The following is a 17,619-nucleotide window of genomic DNA, read 5'->3' on the forward strand; positions in this document are numbered from 1 at the left end:
AGCGCGAGCAGGGCTGAGATCAGCTCGATCATAGCTCGTCCTCCCGTAGCGGCTGGGCGACGAGATTTTGGCAGCAGGAGTATTCGTAGATCAGGTCGAGGATGAATTGCATGGTGGCCGTCCCTGTACTTATTTTGACAACCACTTAACCGGCGATCTGTTTCAGGCGTGTTTCGTCGCATCGGGAAAGGGGTTTCGCGCGGAACCCGGCGCTGGTTTACGCGCTGCGGGCTCGCTATATCCCGCTATTATCCAAGCCCTTTGGGCCGCCTCTTCGGGGCGGCGCACCATATTGCGAGGCAAATCATGGCGCAGGTCGAGTGGTTCGACGATCTCACCATCGGAATGCGGTTCAAGTCCCCCGAAGTTGTGGTCACCGAGGCCGACATCAAGCGCTTTGCCGCCGAGTTCGATCCGCAGCCGATGCATCTCGATCACGAGGCCGCCAAGACGACCCTGTTCAAGGGGCTCGCCGCCTCAGGATGGCACACCGCCGCGATCGCCATGAACCTCGCAATCCAGACCCGCCCGTTCGGCCCGCATCCGCTGATTGGCGCCGGTGTCGATGGCCTGCGCTGGACGATGCCGGTGCGCCCCGACGACCGGCTGCATCTGGTCGGCGAGGTCATGAGCCTGACGCCGTCCAAGTCGAAGCCGCAGGGTATAGCGCTGGTGAAATGGACCATGTTCAACCAGAACGGCGAGGAGGTTTACACCTTTACTCCGATCGCAATCGTGCCGCGCCGGGGGTAGGCACTGGCGCGTTCCGTGCGGGCGACTGAAATCCTTGCGGGCCGCCGGCAGAGGTGGTCATCTCAGCACGGGAAGCGACGCTGGAGGCCGATATGAGTCGATTCATTCGCGGCGCTGCATTGCTTGCAGGCATCTTGAGCGCCGGCCCCTCCCTTGCGCAACAATCCAAAGTCGGCGACTGGACCATCGAGAGGCGCGCGCAGGACACGCATTGCAATGCGAGCCGCGGCTACAAGGACAAGGATGACGAGAACCGCGACTACGTCATCGTGATCACCTATTCCGAGCAGGCGATCGTGATCGTGATGATCTACGATGGTTGGGAATGGGACAAGGCCGGCGAGGTCCTCCGGGCCGACCTCGGCACCGATGACGCCGACATCATGAAGAAGGCCAAGTGGGAGGTCATGGACAAGACCACCGTGCGCGGCATCTTCGCCTACGATCAATCGATCATGGATCGGCTCGCCACGGCCAAGCGCCTCGCGCTCGATTTCGAGGACGACGATGACGACAGCATCGAGATGCAGATCCCGCGTGCCGGCGAGGCGCTGGCGGCGCTGAAATTCTGCGAAGAGAACCGGAAATAATCGATCCGATCTTGTTGGTCCCGCCGGGGGCGCGCCGCGGCGGGACGCGGTTCACTCGGCAGGCCCCTGGACCGGAGCCGCGCTGATGTCGCTGCCGTGATGGATCAGCGGCTTCATGCCGGTGACGGTCCGCAGCAGCACATAGAACACCGGCGTCAGGAACAGGCCGAACACCGTGACGCCGATCATGCCGGAGAACACGGCAACGCCCATGGCTCGCCGCATTTCCGAGCCGGCGCCGGTCGAGAGCACCAGCGGCAGGACGCCCATGATGAATGCCATCGACGTCATCAGGATCGGACGCAGCCGCAGCCGGCTCGCCTCGATCGCGGCCCGAATCGGCGTGCGGCCTGCGAATTCGAGCTCCCGCGCGAATTCGACGATCAGGATCGCGTTCTTGGCGGAGAGGCCGACCAGCACGATCAAGCCGATCTGGGTGAAGACGTTGTTGTCGCCCTTGGATATCCAGACGCCGAACATCGCTGCCAGGAGGCCCATCGGCACGATCATGATGATCGAGAGCGGCAGGGTCAGGCTCTCATAGAGCGCGGCCAGCACCAGGAACACCAACAGGATCGCCAGCGGAAACACCCAGATGCCGGAATTGCCGGCGATGAACTCCTGATAGGTCAGGTCGGTCCATTCGAAGGCAAAGCCCGGCGGCAGCACCTCTGCGGCGATCCGCGTCGCCGCCTCCTGCGCCTGGCCTGATGAAAAGCCGGGCGCGGCCGCCGCGTTGATGTCCGAGGACAGGAAGCCGTTGTAGCGGATCGCGCGCTCCGGACCCGCGCTCTGGCGGATCGTGAGCAGCGCGGACAACGGCACCATGTCGCCCGAGGACGAGCGCACCTTCAACTGCCTGATGTCGTCGGCGCGCGCGCGGAACGGCGCGTCGGCTTGAACCCGGACGGAATAGGTGCGGCCGAACTTGTTGAAGTCGTTGACGTAATAGGAGCCCAAGTAGATCTGGAGCGTGTTGAACACCTCCGTCACGGGTACGCCAAGCTGAAGCGCCTTGGTGCGGTCGATGTCGGCGAACAGCTGGGGTACGTTGACCTGGAAGCTCGAGAACACGCCGGCGATCTCGGGTGCCTTCTGCATCGCAGCCATGAATGCGTTCGTCGCTTCGTTCAAGGCGTCATAGCCGAGACCGGCGCGGTCCTCGATCTGGAGCTTGAAGCCGCCGATGGTGCCGAGGCCGTTGACCGGCGGCGGCGGGAACATGGCGATGAAGGCTTCCTGGATGCCCGCGTACTTCTTGTTCAGCTCGGCCGCGATCGCGGGACCGCTGAGCGAGGGGTCCTTGCGTTCGTCGAACGGTTTCAGCGTCGAGAACACGATGCCGGCGTTGGACGAGTTGGTGAAGCCTGAGATCGACAGGCCGGGGAAGGCGACCGAGCTCTCGACGCCGGGCTGGGTCAGCGCGATGTCGCTCATCTTGCGGATGACTTCTTCAGTCCGGTCGAGTGTCGCGCCATCGGGCAGGCGGGCGAAGCCGACGAGGTACTGCTTGTCCTGTCCCGGCACGAAGCCGCTCGGCACCTGCTGGAACAAGAGGGCGGTGATACCGACGAGGACCACGTAGAGGCCCATCACGGCGGCCTTGCCCGAGATCACCTTGCCAACGCTGCCGCTGTAGTTCTCGGAGGAGCGCGTGAAGGCCTTGTTGAAGCCGCGGAAGAACCAGCCGAGGCTCTTTTCCATGACCAGCGTCAGCTTGTCCTTCGGCTCGTTGTGGCCCTTGAGCAGCAGCGCCGACAGCGCCGGCGACAGCGTCAGCGAGTTGACGGCCGAGATCACGGTCGAGATCGCGATCGTCAGCGCGAACTGCTTGTAGAACTGCCCGGTGAGGCCGGAGATGAAGGCCAGCGGCACGAACACCGCGATCAGCACCATGGCGATTGCGATGATCGGACCCGACACCTCGCGCATCGCCTGGTACGTGGCATCGCGCGGCGACAGGCCCGCCTCGATGTTGCGCTCGACATTCTCGACGACGACGATGGCATCGTCGACGACGATGCCGATCGCGAGCACCAGGCCGAACAGGCTCAGCGCGTTGATGGAGAAGCCGAACACGTGCATCACCGCGAACGTGCCGACGATCGATACCGGCACGGGCAGGAGCGGGATGATCGAGGCGCGCCAGGTCTGGAGGAACAGGATCACCACCAGCACGACAAGGGCGATGGCCTCCAGCAGCGTGTGGATGACGGCTTCGATCGAGGAGCGCACGAACTGTGTGGGGTCGTAGACGATCTGGTAGGACACGCCCTCGGGCATGTTCTTCTTGATCTCGGCCATGGTGGCGCGAACGTTGTCGGAGATCTGCAGCGCGTTGGAGCCGGGCGCCTGGAAGATCGGAATCGCTACCGCCTGCTTGTTGTCGAGCAGCGAGCGCAGGCCGTATTCGGAGGCGCCAAGCTCGACGCGCGCGACGTCGCGCAAGCGTACGACCTCGCCACGTGCGCCGGTCTTGACCACGATGTCGCCGAACTGCTCCTCGTTCGCGAGCCGGCCTTCCGCATTGATCGACAATTGCAGGTCGATACCCTTGACGTTCGGGGAGGAGCCGACCACGCCGGCGGCGGCCTCGACGTTCTGCGCCTGGATCGCGCGCACGATGTCGCTCGCGGTCAGGCCGTGCTCGGCGGCCTTCTGAGGATCGACCCAGACCCGCATCGAATAGTCGCCGGCGCCATAAAGCTGGACGTCGCCGACGCCGTCGATCCGCGCCAGCCGGTCCTTGACGTTGAGCACCGCATAGTTGCGCAGATACGTCATGTCGTAGCGGCCGTTCGGCGACAGCAAGTGCACGACCATGGTGAGGTCGGGCGACGACTTCTTGGTGATGATGCCGAGCTGGCGCACCACGGCCGGCAGGCGCGGCTCGGCCTGCTGCACGCGGTTCTGCACCAGCTGCGTCGCCTTGTCGGGGTCGGTGCCGAGCCGGAACGTCACCGTGAGCGTCATCGCGCCGTCGGTGGTCGCCTGGCTCGACATGTAGAGCATGTTCTCGACGCCGTTGATCTGCTCCTCGATCGGGGTTGCCACCGTCTCCGCGATCACCTTGGGATTGGCGCCGGGATAGGTCGCGCGCACCACGACCGAGGGCGGCACCACGTCCGGGTATTCCGAGATCGGCATCGCGAACAGCGAGATCAGGCCCGCCAGGAAGATCAGCACCGACAGCACGCCGGCGAAGATCGGACGGTCGATGAAAAACTTTGAGAGATTCATTGGCTTTGCCCCTGGGCAATATCTTCCCTATCTCCGACCGCTTCACCGTCATTCCGGGGCGCGCGCATCGCGCGCGAACCCGGAATCCAGAGGTGAGATGACCGGAGCTTCGTAATCTCGAGATTCTCAGGTGCGCAATTGCGCACCGGAGTTCACGACTGCGTCGTGCCCCGGAATGACTTAGCGTTGCACCACGTCCTGGTTGCTGTGGTTGGAGGCCGCTTGCTGCCCGCGCGCCCCCATTGCCGCGATCTCTGTCTTGAGCAGGGCACCGGGACGCACGCGCTGTAGTCCGTTCACGACGATGCGGTCGCCGGACTTCAGACCCGAGGTGACGATACGAAGCCCATCGACGGTGCCGCCGAGCGTGACTGTCCGGTAGACGGCGCGGTTGTCGTCGCCCGCCATCACGAACTTCTTGTCCTGGTCGGTGCCGATCGCGCGCTCGTCGATCATCACCAGTGCCTGCTGCTTCGGCTGGCCCATGCGCACGCGGGCGAATTGGCCGGGGATGAGGCGCCCATCCTCGTTGCGGAATACGGCGCGGACACGGATGGTGCCGCTCTGGCCGTTGACCTGGTTGTCGATGAGCTGGATGTGGCCCTTCGCCGACAGGCCGCCCGACGTGGTCATCTCGACCGGGATCTGGTCGAGCTCGCCGCGCCTGCCGGAGGCATCCGCGATCGAGTTCAGCGCGCGCAGCACGACCTCTTCATCCGCATCGAACGAGGCGTAGATCGGATTGACCGAGACCAGCGAGGTCAAGACCGGGGACGCGGTGCCGGCGGCGACGAGATTGCCGACGGTGATCTCGATCTTGCCGACGCGGCCGTCCACGGGCGCGCGCACCTCGGTGTAGTCGAGATTGAGCTTCGCGGTCTGGAGCGTCGCCTCGGCCGCCTTCACGTTGGCGATGGCTTCGCGGTTGGCGTTGTCGCGCTGGTCATAGTCGCGGCGCGTCACCACGGCGTTGCCGACGAGCTGCGCACCGCGCTCGAGCTCGCTCTGTGTGAAGACGACGCGCGCTTTCGCAGCTTCGAGCTGGGCTGCGGCCTTGTCGACCTCGGCCGCATAAGGGGCGGGGTCAATCTTGAACAGCACGTCGCCGGCCTTCACCAGCGCCCCTTCGGTGAAGTTCGCCGACAGGATCGCACCCGCAACGCGCGGGCGGAGCTCGACGCGGTGGATGGCCTCCAGCCGGCCGGAGAATTCTTCCCACAGCACGGTCTGCCGTGGCTCGATCATCGCGACGGTGACGGAAACGGCTTGTTCGGCCGCGGCGGCCGGTGCCGTCGCTTGCGCCGCGTGAAAGTAGCGGCCGGTCGCAATCGAGCCGGCCGCGGCGAGGGCGCCCACGATGGCGACGCCGCCCAGAAGGCGGCGGAAACGGCCGGTACGAGAGGTGTTTTGGGAGGGGGGCATTTGCGCGCTCCAGATATGTAGTGTTCACTACCCCGTCTTATTCGTAAGAGTGCGCCTGAGGGCTGGCGAGCGTGGTGTAAAGCGCTGATGCGGCGTAGGATTCGGTTGCGAAGCCACCCCATCACCTTCAACCGCGAACGCCACGCCCGCCATGACCGACGATACGATTCCGCCCTTCTCGTTTCCAGCCGTTCACGCCAAGAAAGTCACAGCTGCCTTCGATGGCGGTCGCCTGACCTCGAACGGGGGCGTGATGCTTCTGGCGATGGCCGAGCGGCGTCTCGGCTTGGCCGACAATCTGGCCCGGGTGTTCCCGGATCGGCGCGATCCGACGCGGGTCGTGCACAGCCTTGTCGATATGTTCCGCGCGCGCATGTTCGCGATCTGCTGCGGCTACGAGGACGCCGACGACCTCGATCATCTGCGGTCCGATCCCGCATTCAAGCTGGCCTGCGGACGGCTGCCGGACACGGGCCGCGATCTGTGTTCCCAACCGACGCTGTCGCGGCTGGAGAATGCTCCGCGCCTGCGCGACGTGATCCGACTGACCTACATTTTGGTCGACGCATGGATGGATAGCTACCCGCGCGAGCCGGCATCCGTCACGCTCGACATCGATGATACCTGCGATGTCGTCCACGGCCATCAGCAGCTCTCGCTGTTCAACGCTCATTATGACGAACGCTGCTTCCTGCCGATCCACGTCTACGACACGGAGAAGAGCCGTCCCGTGGCGGTCGTGCTGAGGCCCGGCAAGACGCCGGGCGGCGTCGAGGTGCGTGCCCTTCTGCGCCGCCTGGTACGGCATATCCGCACGCGGTGGCACAACACGCGAATTACGTTCCGTGGCGACGGGCACTATGCCCGGCCGGAGGCCATGGCGTGGTGCGAGACCAACGGCATCGACTACATCTTCGGTCTGTCCGGCACCAAGCCTCTCGCCAGAAAAGTCGACGAGGTCGCCGACGACATCCGCACCCGACGCGCCATCGAGAACCTGCCGGTTCTGCGTGGCTATACCGAGACGCGCCACAAGGCAAAGTCCTGGGATCGCGAACGGCGCACCGTCGCCCGTATTGAGGCGACGATGCTCGGCCTCGACATCCGTTTCGTCGTCACCAGCCTCGATGTCGGCTCGGCCGATGGATCTACGACAGCCTGTATTGCGCGCGCGGCCAAGCCGAGAATCTGATCAAGCTGCATAAGACGCAGCTCGCCTCCGACCGCACCAGCTGCCGTTCGGCGCTCGCCAACCAGGTCCGTCTCGTGCTCCATACGGCCGCTTATTGGCTGATGCTGACCGTGCGCGACGCCATTCCCAAAGTCCGGGAATTGGCCGCTGCCGAGTTCGCGACGCTGCGTCTTCGGCTCTTGAAAATCGCCGCCCGTGTCGTCGAGACCACGAGCCGCATTCGCCTTGCGTTTGCCGCGGCATGTCCCGAAGCCGACCTGATCTGCGGCTTGCCCGGCGCGCTGCTGCCGCTCGGTCCTTGACCGGCGGGGCGTCCGCCCCCGTTCGCCCAACCCATCCCTCAAGCGCGTTGCAAAGTACCGGTCGTCAGGCGGCGAAAAGCCGAAGGCAATCCTGTGCGCCTCGTCAGACAAGATGTGCGGCCGCATCAATCGGGCCCAAAAGCCGCACTCTCACGAATAGGACGGGCTACAGATGTGGAGCTGGATACCGCAGTGCAAGATACTTATGTACCATTCACTAAGAAAATTGTAGCGGCATACCGCAAGAATTGGAAGACCCTGGGAAAGTAGAATTAGAACAAATAGTTAGGATTCGACGTTAAGCCTTCTGCAGAACGCGAATTCCGAGGAGACAGGCACATGGGCATGGGACGCCCCCGCGAATTCGATGCCGAAATGGCGTTGGACCAGGCGATGGAAGTGTTTTGGCGCCATGGCTATGAGGGCGCGACAATTGCCCAGCTCACCGAGGCCATGGGCATCAACCCGCCCAGTCTCTATGCCTGCTTCGGCAACAAGGAGGGCCTGCTGAAGGCCGCGCTCGACCGCTACACCAAGCTGCGCAACATCTGGATGGAGGAGGTGGTAGCAGCGCCCACTGCCCGCGCCGTCGCCGAGCGGATGTTGATGGGCATCGCCGACAAGCAGACCGATCCTGCCAATCCGCCCGGCTGCCTGCTGGTGCAAGGCGGCATCGCCTGCGGCAGCGGCTCCGAGAACGTCCCCTTCGAATTGGCCACGCGCCGCGCCCAGAACGAGGACCAGCTCCGCGACCGTTTCATTCGCGCCAAGGCCGAAGGTGATCTCAAGCCAACCTCCGATCCTGCCGCGCTCGCGCGTTATGTCTCCGCGGTGTCGGTCGGCATGGGCGTGATGGCGTCCTCGGGCGCGGACCGCGAAGCCTTGCGGCAGGTCGCGAGCGTCGCCGTGCAGGCGGTGGAAGCGCAATCGACTGACAAGACGTAGCTATCTCGCAGATCGCATTGCAGATAGCGATGGCGGCGGGACGAAGCCGCCGAACTCACGTTCGATCAGTTCGGCCAACGCAATCGTGGTGCGGTCCTCTAAAGCGCGATGCGATTAGGATGAATCGTCATCGCGCTTTAGGTTGTTGTTTAAGCATGATCTTTTCGGAAAACCGCTGCGCACTTTTCCGGATCATGCTTTAGATACGGCCTGATGATCTGAACGCCGATTGGCAAGCCTGACGCCGTGCGCTCGATCGGAGCCGCGGTCGCCGGCAACCCGCAGGTTGCCCGCGGGGCATCCTTCGAGACGCCCGCCTGCGGCGGGCCCTCAGGAGGAGGTCGCGTTATGTAGCCAGATGTCAGACCCTCATGGTGAGGAGCCCGCCGCAGGCGGGCGTCTCGAACCATGCGGCCGCTCTCGTTCGTCAGCCTCTCAGGACGCCTCCTTGAGGACCGGCGCGGCAGTCTCTTCGGCCTTGAGTTCCTCGAGGCTGCGATGTCGGCTCGATGCCGAGTACCCAGACCGTGATGATCTGCACCACGAGCAAGCCGATCATCAGGGCCATGACGCCCGCCATGCCGCGCGACTCGAACAGCGACACGACCAGGAACGGCGTGACGATCGTGGCGCCGCGCCCCAGCGTATTGACGATGCCCGACGCACGCAGCCGGACCTCGGTCGGAAACAGCTCTGGAATGTAGATGCCGAACAGGAGCGCGACCAGGACGTAAATCGGCACCGTCAGCGCGAAGCCCACGGCCGGCAGCAGGATCGGATCCGAGATCATTGGATAGAGGATGCCGAGCGCCACCGAGATCAGCGACGCGCCGATGATCGTTGGCTTGCGGCCCCAGCGGTCGGCGGTCAATGCGCCGATGGCCGCGCCGATCGGCGCGCCGAGCGCCATCAGCAGCGAATAGCCGAACGATGTCGCGATCGACAGGCCCTGCTTGACGAAGAACACGGGCAGCCAGGTCACGAAGCCATAGAGCAGGGTGTTGATCGTGATCAGGCAGATGGCGCCGACGATCATCCGCGACAGCAAGGGCGCAGTGAACAACGTGCCGAGATCGGGAGCGACCGGAGCGGGTGTCGTGGGCGCCGGAGCAGGCAAGGGCTGTCCTTGTGCTCCTTCCTTCTCGATCGCCTGCATCAACGCTTCCGCCTCGGCGGTGCGTCCCACGGCTTCGAGCCAGCGCGGGGATTCCGGCAGCGACTTGCGCATGTACCAGACGACGAGCGCGCCGATGCCGCCGAGCACGAACATCGAGCGCCAGCCGAATTGCGGAACCAGTACGGATGCGATCAAAAGTGCCGCTGGCAGGCCCGTCACGACGCATACGGCGGTGAGGCCGAGCCATTTGCCGCGGGTGCGGGCGGGCACGAACTCCGTCATCGTCGAATAGCCGACGACGTTCTCCGCGCCGAGCCCGACGCCCATCACGAAGCGGCAGGCGATCAGGAAGGTCATGTTCGGCGCGAATGCCGCGGCAAGGGAAGCGATGCCGAAAAGGAGCAAATTGAACTGATAGGTGAAGCGGCGCCCATGGCGATCGCCGAGGAAGCCGGTGCCGAACGACCCCAGCATCATGCCGACGAACGTCGCGGAGATGAAGGCCGCGTTCTGAGCGAGCGTCGAAAAGCCTGATTTCAGCGTGACGCTGAGCACCGTCCCGGCAATGTAGATGTCGAAACCGTCGAAGAACATTCCGATGCCGATCAGCAGCATGATGCGGCGGTGGAATGGACCGATCGGAAGCCGATCAAGACGGCTGCCCGCGTTCACCGATGTCGACATTGACGCTCTCCCTTGACTGTTGTTCTGGTTGATACGGCCCGCCTTCTATGGGCGGTCGGCCCGGTGCAATTCTGCTAGTACCCGGAATCAGAGCTGAGTGATACGGCGGCCTTTGAAACGGCGTTGACGGACCTTTTTCTTGGTCCAGACGAAGGGCTCGGCTCTGTCGTTGTATGCGTTGACGTAGGCATCGATGTGTTCCTGAAGCTGCTTGAGGCTCGTGAAGGAGGTGCCGCTGAGCGACTGCCCCTGCAAGATGGAAAACCATACTTCGACCTGATTGAGCCATGACGCACTTGTCGGCGTGAAATGAAATTGCACGTTGGGGTGGGCCTTGAGCCAGTCCTCGTTCTTTTTATGGGTGTTGAGGTTGTCGAGGATGACGTGAAGCTTGCGGTTCGGAAAAGCCGCGGTGACGCTGTTCATGAAATCGAGAAACTCGACGCGGCGCCGGCGTTTTGAATGGGTCGCGATGATCTTTCCGGTGGCGACTTCGAGCGCCGCAAACAATGTTGTGGTGCCATGCCGCTTGTAATCGTGGCTTTGGCCGGTCAAGGCGCGGCCATTGGGCAACTTCAGATAACCCTGCGCTCGCTCCAAAGCCTGGATCGAGGGCTTCTCGTCCACGCACAGCACAATGGCCTTCGCCGGCGGCGCGACATAGAGGCCGACAACATCGGCGGCTTTGGCCGTAAAGTTCGGGTCGTTGCTCTCGCACCAGGACTTGCGAGCCACCAGGTCAATCTTGTGGCTGCGCAGGAACCGCCAGACATATTGGACATCGACATCGCCCAGCGCCTCGGCCAGCAGGGGGCCGGTCCAGCGCGCAAACCCTTGCGGTGGCGGCTTATCCAGCAGCTTCAGAATCCGCTTGTCGGTCGTCTTCGTATAGATCGGCTGCTTGCCAGGCCGCGGCTTGTCTTGCAGCCCTTCAAGGCCATGGTCGGCATAGCGATGCCGCCAAAGGCTGACAATCCGCGGCTGGACCCCAACTTCCTTGGCGATCGACCGGGTGCTGCGCCCATCCGCCGCCAACAGAACTATCCGCGCCCGCTTCAAATCGCGCTGCAACGTCACCGGTGAGCGACAGCACGCCTCAAGCACCTTGCGATCTTTCCTCGAAAGGTGGACTTCTCTTGCTTCGGGTATCATCCCGACCTTGAATCACGACTCACGTTCCAAGAAAAGTGGGTACTAGTTCAGCCGCTTCTGATTGGCCGTGTCGCGATACCAGTCGAACGGCTGCTCGTGGGTCGCGACCATCACGCTCTTGGTGTTGAAGTGGTCGTCGAAGCTTTCGGTGCCGCATTCCCGGCCGATGCCGGAATCGTCGACGCCGCCCCAGGGCGAGGCCGGATCGAGCCGGTGATGATCGTTGATCCAGACGATGCCGGCCTTGACCGCGGCAGCGACACGGTGGGCGCGGGCAACGTCGCGGGTGCGGATCGCTGCGGCGAGGCCAAACGGCGAGTCGTTGGCGAGCCGAAGCGCATCGGCCTCGTCCTTGAACGGCGTCACCGAGGTGAAGGGACCGAACACTTCCTCCTGGAATATGCGCATGTCGGATTTGACGTCGGCGAACACCGTCGGCTCGACGAAATAGCCGTTGTCGTGGCCCGGTACCTTGGCGGCAACGCCGCCGGTGAGGAGACGCGCACCGTCGGCGTGACCATAGCCCGCATAGGCGAGAACGCGGTCGCGCTGTTTGGCCGAGATCACGGGGCCCATTTGGGTGCTGGGATCAAAGGGATCGCCGACGCGGATCGTGCGGGTCTTGGCCTGCAGCTTCTCGACGAACTCGTCGTAGATCGAGGCCTGGACGATGTGGCGCGAGGCGCAGACGCAGGTCTGTCCGGCGCCGATGAAGGCGCCGAAGGCGGCATAGTTGACGGCGCGGTCGACGTCGAAATCGTCGAACACCATCACCGGCGTCTTGCCGCCAAGCTCCATGGTCTGATGCGCAAACACTTTTGCGGCTGCGCTGCCGGCGATGCGGCCCGCCTCGGTGCCGCCGGTCAGGACCAGCTTGTTGATGTCGCCATGCTCGGCCAGCATCTTGCCGGCGCTCGGGCCGAGGCCGAGCACGATATTGAAGACGCCGGGCGGCAGGCCCGCTTCCGTGAAGATCTGCGCGAGCTTCAGGGTGGTGAGCGGCGTGTATTCGGACGGCTTCACCACGGTGACACATCCGGTCGCCAGCACAACGGCGAGCGACTTGCACAGGATCATCAGCGGGTGATTGAACGGGGTGCAATTGGCGACGATGCCGATCGGCGTGCGGAGCGTGTAGTTCAGATAGGCGCCTTCGACGGGGATCACGGAGTCACGGCGCGACAAAGCGAGGCCTGCGAAGTAGCGGAAGAAATCGGGCAGGCGGGACAGTTGGGCGCGGGTCTCGTTGACGGGGCGGCCGTTGTTGAGAGTCTCGAGCCGGTACAGGCTGTCGAGATTGGCCTCGAACGCATCGGCGAGCTTGTTGACCAGCCTGGCCCTGGCGCGGGTGTCCATGCCGCCCCAGGCCTTGCCGTCGAACGCGGCGCGCGCGCTTTTCATGGCGCGGTCGATATCCTCAGCGGTTGAATTGGGAATGCGGGCAATGACATCGCCGGTCGCGGGATTGCGGACGTCCAGCATCGCGCCGTCTCCGGCTTCGACTTCCCGTCCATCGATGAAATTGCCGTGGGTTTCGACGTCGATCGACGCGGGTTTCGAGGGAACGTTCATGATGACCTCTCTTCGACGATGACGGCGTTGCGCTTGAGCGCCGGCAGAACGCGTTTCTCGGTGTCCCCGATGTGGGCCTTGATGATGCGCGCCGCGGTGCGCGTTTCGCGCTGCTGCATGGCGTCGATCAGTGTGACGTGCTCTGCGACGAGCTTTGCGGGGTCGTGGCCCTTCAGGTTGGAAATACTGACGCGGACCAGCCGGTCGGCCTGGCCGATCAGGTCGCACAGCGCCGTCGCCATGCGGCGATTGCCGGAGGCATGGGCCAGCGCAGTGTGGAAGCCGCGATTGTAGGCGATGAAGTCCTCGTGATTGCCCGAGAAGCGGCGGAATTCGTCGAGCGATTTCAAGACGCTGTCGGGTGCGCTTTCGATCGCTTCAGCAACGCAGGCCGGCTCCAGTGCGAGTCGGAAGCGCAGGAGGTCGCGGGCATCGGAGAGCGAGATCGGCGTCACTCGGTAGCCCTGGCGCGGCTGCACCGTCACGAGGTGCTCGCGCTGGAGCCGCAGAAGCGCATCCCGAACCGGCTGCCGACTCACGGAATAGCGTTCGGCAAGGACTTGCTCGCGCATTTCATCGCCCGGCGTAAGGCGGCAAGCTAAAATATCAGCCCTGAGGAGATCGTAGATATTTTCGCGCAAAAGCATGGTTCTTTGGACCTCGTTGGCCATAATCTGACAATACTGATATTTCACGTCAAGAGCCAAATGCTTGAATTCCCTGACAGTTGATTTATCAATCAAGGGGCCTCCGCGGCATGCCAGCCACCGACGAAGCTAGGGAAAGACCGAATATGGACAGGCTTCTTGCCAACGGGACCGTCAACGCCGCGCAAGCGGGCGAGGGACCTCCGCTCTTTCTTTTCCATTCGCTGTTATCGGATCGGGCCAGCTTCGATGCGATCGTGCCGGAGCTTGCGCAATCGTTTCAGACCATCGTGCCGGAGTTGCCCGGGTTCGGCCGTTCACGCACGGTCGAGGGCGGACTTGCTGCTGTCGCGGACCGGATGGCAGAGGCTGTGCGGGATGCCGCGGGCGGCGCGCCGGCGATCGTGCTCGGCAATGGCTATGGCGGCTTCGTCGCCCTGCAGATGGCGATCCGGCATCCGAAGATCGTCAGCCGGCTTGTTCTCGCTGATTGCGGCGCGGCCTTTTCGGAGCCCGGACGCGAGGCATTTCGCAACATGGCGAAGGTGTCCCGGGCAAAGGGGCTGGAGGCCATCACTGACGTCGCGATGCGGCGCCTGTTCGCGCCCGAGTTTCAGGCGCGGCATCCGGAGGTGATGCAGGATCGTCGTGCAGCATTCTTACGGACCGATCCCGATGTGTTTCGCAGCGCATGCGATGCGTTGGCTAGCCTCGATCTCCGCGCCGAGCTTGCCGCGGTGAAAGTTCCGGTCCTCGTTCTGGTCGGCGAGCACGACGAAGCAACGCCTCCGCCGATGTCGCACGAGCTTGCCGCGGGATTGCCGCGCGCCGAACTCAAGGTCATTCCAGGCTGCGCGCATGTGCCGCAACTTCAATCGCCGCGGCAGTTTCTCGGAGCTCTCGAGGGATTCTTGCTCTGATCTTCGCCCGGCCAGAGCCGGTCGCGTATCGGAAGCAGCGATGCCTTCCGAGCGGTTAATGGCGTCGGTGCAACGACGAACTCGCAATTGGCGATGATGTAATTCTGCGCCTGTTTTGCCCGACGAGTCAAACCTTCGTGCCGACAGGGCAAGTGTCGCGGCGGGCGAAATTCTTCAGTGATTTCTACTTTGCATGGGGTTGTTTTCGCTTTTTTTGTCGGCGCGCTCCGCGGCCACAGCATCAGCTGTCAGATTCCGTATCGCGACGGGACCTCCTAAGAGTTTTTATACACAGTTCTGGCACGCTCTGCGCGTCAAGATCCGCAACCTGCATCGTCGCCTCTCATTGCGCGCACGAAAAGACGGGGGCCTGCGGGCATCGAGGGGGCGTGAGCGATGACTGCACTTGCTTCGGACGCCGGTCGCGCGAAGGGTGGGATCGTGCCGATCCTGCTGTGCGTCGTGCCGTTCAGCCAGATCCCGCTCGATGCCTATACGCCCGGCCTGCCGCAGATGGTGGTGGATCTCGCCGCTGACGCGGCGTCGATGCAGAACACCGTCACCGCCTACATGCTCGGCATGAGCCTTGCCCTGGTGCCGGTCGGCATCGCCTCCGATACGCTCGGCCGCCGCAACGTCCTGCTCGCAGGGCTCTCGGTGCTGATCGCGATGAGCATCGCCTGCGCGCTGGCGACCAGCGCCTCGCTGCTGCTCGCACTGCGCTTCCTGCAAGGCATCGGCGGCTGCACCTGCCTCGTCGTCGCCTATGCGGTCGCGGCCGATTGCTTCCGCGGCCGCGAGCTCACTGCGATTTCGGGACTGCTAGGAGCCGCGTGGGGATTGGCGCCCGTGCTTGCGCCGGCAGCCGGCGGCTTCATCGTCGAGCTGACGTCCTGGCGCGGTGTCTTCGTGGTCATTGCCATCGCCGCGGCGATCGTTGCCACGATCGTCGTATTTCTTCTGCCTGAAACGTTGCCAGCGGAACGGCGTGCGCCGTTCGATCCGCGCCGCACTGCCGGTATCTTGCGCGAGGCACTCGTTCGTCGGGGCTTCCTGGCCTTCGTGCTGGTCTTCGCCGCTGCCGCCAGCGCGCAACTGGCGTTCGGCGTCGTCGCGCCGTTCTTCTACCAGACCGGCCTCGGCTATTCGGCGGCCATCTACGGCCTCGTCGCGCTCGGCCTGGGTGGCGTCAATCTCGCAGGCGAACTGGGCTGCGCGCATTTCGCACGCTTCATGCCGGCCCGCGCGATGGGCTTCGGCGCCTTCGCGCTGTTTCTCGCCGGCGCTGCGGTCCTGGCCGTAACAGGCATGACCCTCGGTCTGGATTTCATGTCGATCACGATCGGCGGTGCGCTGGTGCTCGGCGGCTGCGGCGTGCTGTGCCCGATGATGTACGGCATGGCGCTCGGCCTGTTCGAACGCGACCACGGCCTGATCGGCGGCCTGATCAGCGCGCTCTGCTATCTCGCGGTGAGCGGCGTTATGGCGATCGCGGCGGTCCTGCCTGAAGCAACGCAGGCGCCGATCGGATGGCTCTATCTCGGCCTCTGCGCCGTCGCCGGAATGTTGCTCGCGATCTCGCTGCCATCGGCGCGCCACTCGACACAGACTTAAGGGAGGAACCAATCATGACCACCGTTGCTATTCGCGGCACGTTCTTCGACTTCGTCGATGATCCCTGGAAGCACGTCGGCGACGAGCAGGCCGCGGCGCGCTTTCACCAGGACGGCCTCATGGTCGTCACCGACGGCGTGATCAAGGCGTTCGGCCCTTATGACAAGATTGCCGCCGCGCATCCGGGCGTCGAGATCACCCATATCAAGGACCGCATCATCGTCCCGGGCTTCATCGACGGCCACATTCATCTGCCGCAGACCCGCGTGTTGGGGGCTTATGGCGAGCAGTTGCTGCCGTGGCTCCAGAAGTGGGTCTATCCGGAAGAGCTCAAATACCGGGATCGCAACTACGCGCGCGAGGGCGTGAAGCGTTTTCTTGACGCATTGCTCGCCGCCGGTACCACCACATGCCAAGCCTTCACCAGCTCCTCGCCGGTCTCGACCGAAGAGCTGTTCGAGGAAGCGAGCAGACGCAACATGCGCGTCATCGCGGGCCTCACCGGGATCGATCGCAACGCGCCGGCCGATTTCATCGATACCCCCGACAATTTCTATCGCGACAGCAAGCGGCTGATCGCGCAGTACCACAACAAGGGCCGCAACCTCTACGCCATCACGCCGCGCTTTGCCTTCGGTGCCTCGCCGGAACTGCTGAGAGCGTGTCAGCGCCTCAAGCACGAGCACCCGGACTGCTGGGTCAACACCCACATCTCCGAGAACCCGGCCGAATGCAGCGGCGTGCTGGTCGAGCATCCGGACTGCCAGGACTATCTCGGCGTCTACGAAAAGTTCGACCTGGTCGGTCCAAAGTTCTCGGGCGGCCACGGCGTCTATCTCTCGAACAACGAGTTCCGCCGCATGTCGAAGAAGGGCGCCGCGGTCGTGTTCTGTCCATGTTCGAACCTGTTCCTCGGCAGCGGCTTGTTTCGCCTCGGCCGCGCCACCGATCCCGAGCATCGCGTCAAGATGTCGTTCGGCACCGACGTCGGCGGCGGCAACCGCTTCTCGATGATCTCCGTGCTCGATGACGCCTACAAGGTCGGCATGTGCAACAACACGCTGCTCGACGGCAGCATCGATCCCACGCGGAAGGACCTTGCCGAGGCCGAGCGCAACAAGCTCTCGCCCTATCGCGGCTTCTGGTCGATCACGCTCGGTGGCGCAGAAGGCCTCTACATCGACGATAAGCTCGGCAATTTCGAGCCCGGCAAGGAGGCCGATTTCGTGGCGCTCGATCCGAACGGCGGGCAGGCCGCGCAAGCGTGGCATCAGTCGCTGATCGCCGACGGCGCCGGCCCGCGTACGATGGATGAGGCCGCGAGCATGCTGTTCGCCGTCATGATGGTCGGCGACGATCGCTGCGTCGACGAGACCTGGGTGATGGGCAAGCGTCTCTACAAGAAGAGCTGAGACGGCAGCTCATGAGCGCATCCCCTGACACAGCCCACCAGCAGGTCGCCCTCGTGA

General features: G+C 63.9%; 12 protein-coding genes and 2 pseudogenes. 7 read left to right on the top strand and 7 right to left on the bottom strand.

The genetic code is table 11. From position 1 onward, the window contains the following. Nucleotides 1-306 precede the first annotated feature (306 nt). Nucleotides 307-753 (top strand): MaoC family dehydratase, encoded by a 447-nt coding sequence (locus ABIF91_RS34625; RefSeq protein WP_028179227.1) that lies wholly within the window; start codon nt 307-309, stop codon nt 751-753. 92 nt (nt 754-845) lie between these two features. Then, nucleotides 846-1,343 carry a hypothetical protein gene (locus ABIF91_RS34630; protein ID WP_028179228.1) on the top strand — a complete coding sequence of 166 codons (498 nt, stop codon included), beginning with the start codon at nt 846-848 and terminating at the stop codon, nt 1,341-1,343. A gap of 51 nt (nt 1,344-1,394) precedes the next feature. Here ABIF91_RS34630 and ABIF91_RS34635 read toward each other — a convergent pair whose 3' ends face one another. Continuing rightward, nucleotides 1,395-4,583, bottom strand: a complete 3,189-nt coding sequence (locus ABIF91_RS34635; protein WP_028179229.1) for an efflux RND transporter permease subunit — start codon at nt 4,581-4,583, stop codon at nt 1,395-1,397. A gap of 180 nt (nt 4,584-4,763) precedes the next feature. Next, a complete protein-coding gene (locus tag ABIF91_RS34640; protein ID WP_028179230.1) occupies nt 4,764-6,005 on the bottom strand; it encodes an efflux RND transporter periplasmic adaptor subunit in 1,242 nt (413 codons plus the stop codon). 151 nt (nt 6,006-6,156) lie between these two features. Between ABIF91_RS34640 and ABIF91_RS34645 the strand changes: the two are divergent. Together ABIF91_RS34645 and ABIF91_RS34650 are read left to right on the top strand one after the other, a co-directional pair. After that, nucleotides 6,157-7,499, top strand: a pseudogene (locus tag ABIF91_RS34645) (IS1380-like element ISBdi2 family transposase). A 339-nt stretch (nt 7,500-7,838) separates the two neighbouring features. Further along, complete coding sequence (locus ABIF91_RS34650) at nt 7,839-8,444, top strand: TetR/AcrR family transcriptional regulator (RefSeq protein ID WP_028181216.1); 606 nt, start codon at nt 7,839-7,841, stop codon at nt 8,442-8,444. On the opposite strand, the pseudogene ABIF91_RS34655 reads toward ABIF91_RS34650, so the two are convergent. From ABIF91_RS34655 to ABIF91_RS34675, 5 genes and pseudogenes are all read right to left on the bottom strand, one after another. Beyond that, nucleotides 8,445-8,740: pseudogene (locus ABIF91_RS34655) on the bottom strand (hypothetical protein); the annotation flags it as partial. A 131-nt stretch (nt 8,741-8,871) separates the two neighbouring features. Continuing rightward, on the bottom strand, nt 8,872-10,245 hold the full coding sequence (locus ABIF91_RS34660) for an MFS transporter (protein WP_196233538.1): 1,374 nt from the start codon (nt 10,243-10,245) through the stop codon (nt 8,872-8,874). 87 nt (nt 10,246-10,332) lie between these two features. After that, complete coding sequence (locus tag ABIF91_RS34665; RefSeq protein WP_026192128.1) at nt 10,333-11,397, bottom strand: IS630-like element ISRj1 family transposase; 1,065 nt, start codon at nt 11,395-11,397, stop codon at nt 10,333-10,335. 42 nt (nt 11,398-11,439) lie between these two features. Further along, nucleotides 11,440-12,969 (bottom strand): aldehyde dehydrogenase, encoded by a 1,530-nt coding sequence (locus ABIF91_RS34670; RefSeq protein ID WP_028181215.1) that lies wholly within the window; start codon nt 12,967-12,969, stop codon nt 11,440-11,442. Further along, nucleotides 12,966-13,616: a GntR family transcriptional regulator gene (locus ABIF91_RS34675; protein WP_028181214.1), complete on the bottom strand. Its 651-nt coding sequence runs from the start codon at nt 13,614-13,616 to the stop codon at nt 12,966-12,968. Before ABIF91_RS34675 ends, ABIF91_RS34670 begins: the two co-directional genes overlap by 4 nt. Before the next feature lie 146 nt (nt 13,617-13,762). On the opposite strand from ABIF91_RS34675, the gene ABIF91_RS34680 reads away from it, so the two are divergent. The 3 genes from ABIF91_RS34680 (at nt 13,763) to guaD (ending at nt 17,562) form a co-directional block, all read left to right on the top strand. After that, complete coding sequence (locus ABIF91_RS34680; RefSeq protein WP_028181213.1) at nt 13,763-14,536, top strand: alpha/beta fold hydrolase; 774 nt, start codon at nt 13,763-13,765, stop codon at nt 14,534-14,536. A gap of 396 nt (nt 14,537-14,932) precedes the next feature. Next, a complete protein-coding gene (locus tag ABIF91_RS34685) occupies nt 14,933-16,150 on the top strand; it encodes a multidrug effflux MFS transporter (protein WP_028181212.1) in 1,218 nt (405 codons plus the stop codon). A 14-nt stretch (nt 16,151-16,164) separates the two neighbouring features. Next, nucleotides 16,165-17,562, top strand: coding sequence for a guanine deaminase (gene guaD / locus ABIF91_RS34690; RefSeq protein WP_028181211.1), 1,398 nt, complete (start codon nt 16,165-16,167; stop codon nt 17,560-17,562). The last annotated feature ends 57 nt before the right edge of the window (nt 17,563-17,619 follow it).

Origin of the sequence: Bradyrhizobium sp. USDA 241 (assembly GCF_049739505.1) — a bacterium.
GTDB classification, from domain to species: domain Bacteria; phylum Pseudomonadota; class Alphaproteobacteria; order Rhizobiales; family Xanthobacteraceae; genus Bradyrhizobium; species Bradyrhizobium liaoningense.

What these genes read in the sequence shown, in the direction of transcription:
- ABIF91_RS34625 (WP_028179227.1), top strand. Translation starts at nt 307, where the DNA reads ATGGCGCAGGTCGAGTGGTTCGACGATCTCACCATCGGAATGCGGTTC.
- ABIF91_RS34630 (WP_028179228.1), top strand. Translation starts at nt 846, where the DNA reads ATGAGTCGATTCATTCGCGGCGCTGCATTGCTTGCAGGCATCTTGAGC.
- ABIF91_RS34635 (WP_028179229.1), bottom strand. Translation starts at nt 4,583, where the DNA reads ATGAATCTCTCAAAGTTTTTCATCGACCGTCCGATCTTCGCCGGCGTG.
- ABIF91_RS34640 (WP_028179230.1), bottom strand. Translation starts at nt 6,005, where the DNA reads ATGCCCCCCTCCCAAAACACCTCTCGTACCGGCCGTTTCCGCCGCCTT.
- ABIF91_RS34650 (WP_028181216.1), top strand. Translation starts at nt 7,839, where the DNA reads ATGGGCATGGGACGCCCCCGCGAATTCGATGCCGAAATGGCGTTGGAC.
- ABIF91_RS34660 (WP_196233538.1), bottom strand. Translation starts at nt 10,245, where the DNA reads ATGTCGACATCGGTGAACGCGGGCAGCCGTCTTGATCGGCTTCCGATC.
- ABIF91_RS34665 (WP_026192128.1), bottom strand. Translation starts at nt 11,397, where the DNA reads ATGATACCCGAAGCAAGAGAAGTCCACCTTTCGAGGAAAGATCGCAAG.
- ABIF91_RS34670 (WP_028181215.1), bottom strand. Translation starts at nt 12,969, where the DNA reads ATGAACGTTCCCTCGAAACCCGCGTCGATCGACGTCGAAACCCACGGC.
- ABIF91_RS34675 (WP_028181214.1), bottom strand. Translation starts at nt 13,616, where the DNA reads ATGCTTTTGCGCGAAAATATCTACGATCTCCTCAGGGCTGATATTTTA.
- ABIF91_RS34680 (WP_028181213.1), top strand. Translation starts at nt 13,763, where the DNA reads ATGGACAGGCTTCTTGCCAACGGGACCGTCAACGCCGCGCAAGCGGGC.
- ABIF91_RS34685 (WP_028181212.1), top strand. Translation starts at nt 14,933, where the DNA reads ATGACTGCACTTGCTTCGGACGCCGGTCGCGCGAAGGGTGGGATCGTG.
- guaD (WP_028181211.1), top strand. Translation starts at nt 16,165, where the DNA reads ATGACCACCGTTGCTATTCGCGGCACGTTCTTCGACTTCGTCGATGAT.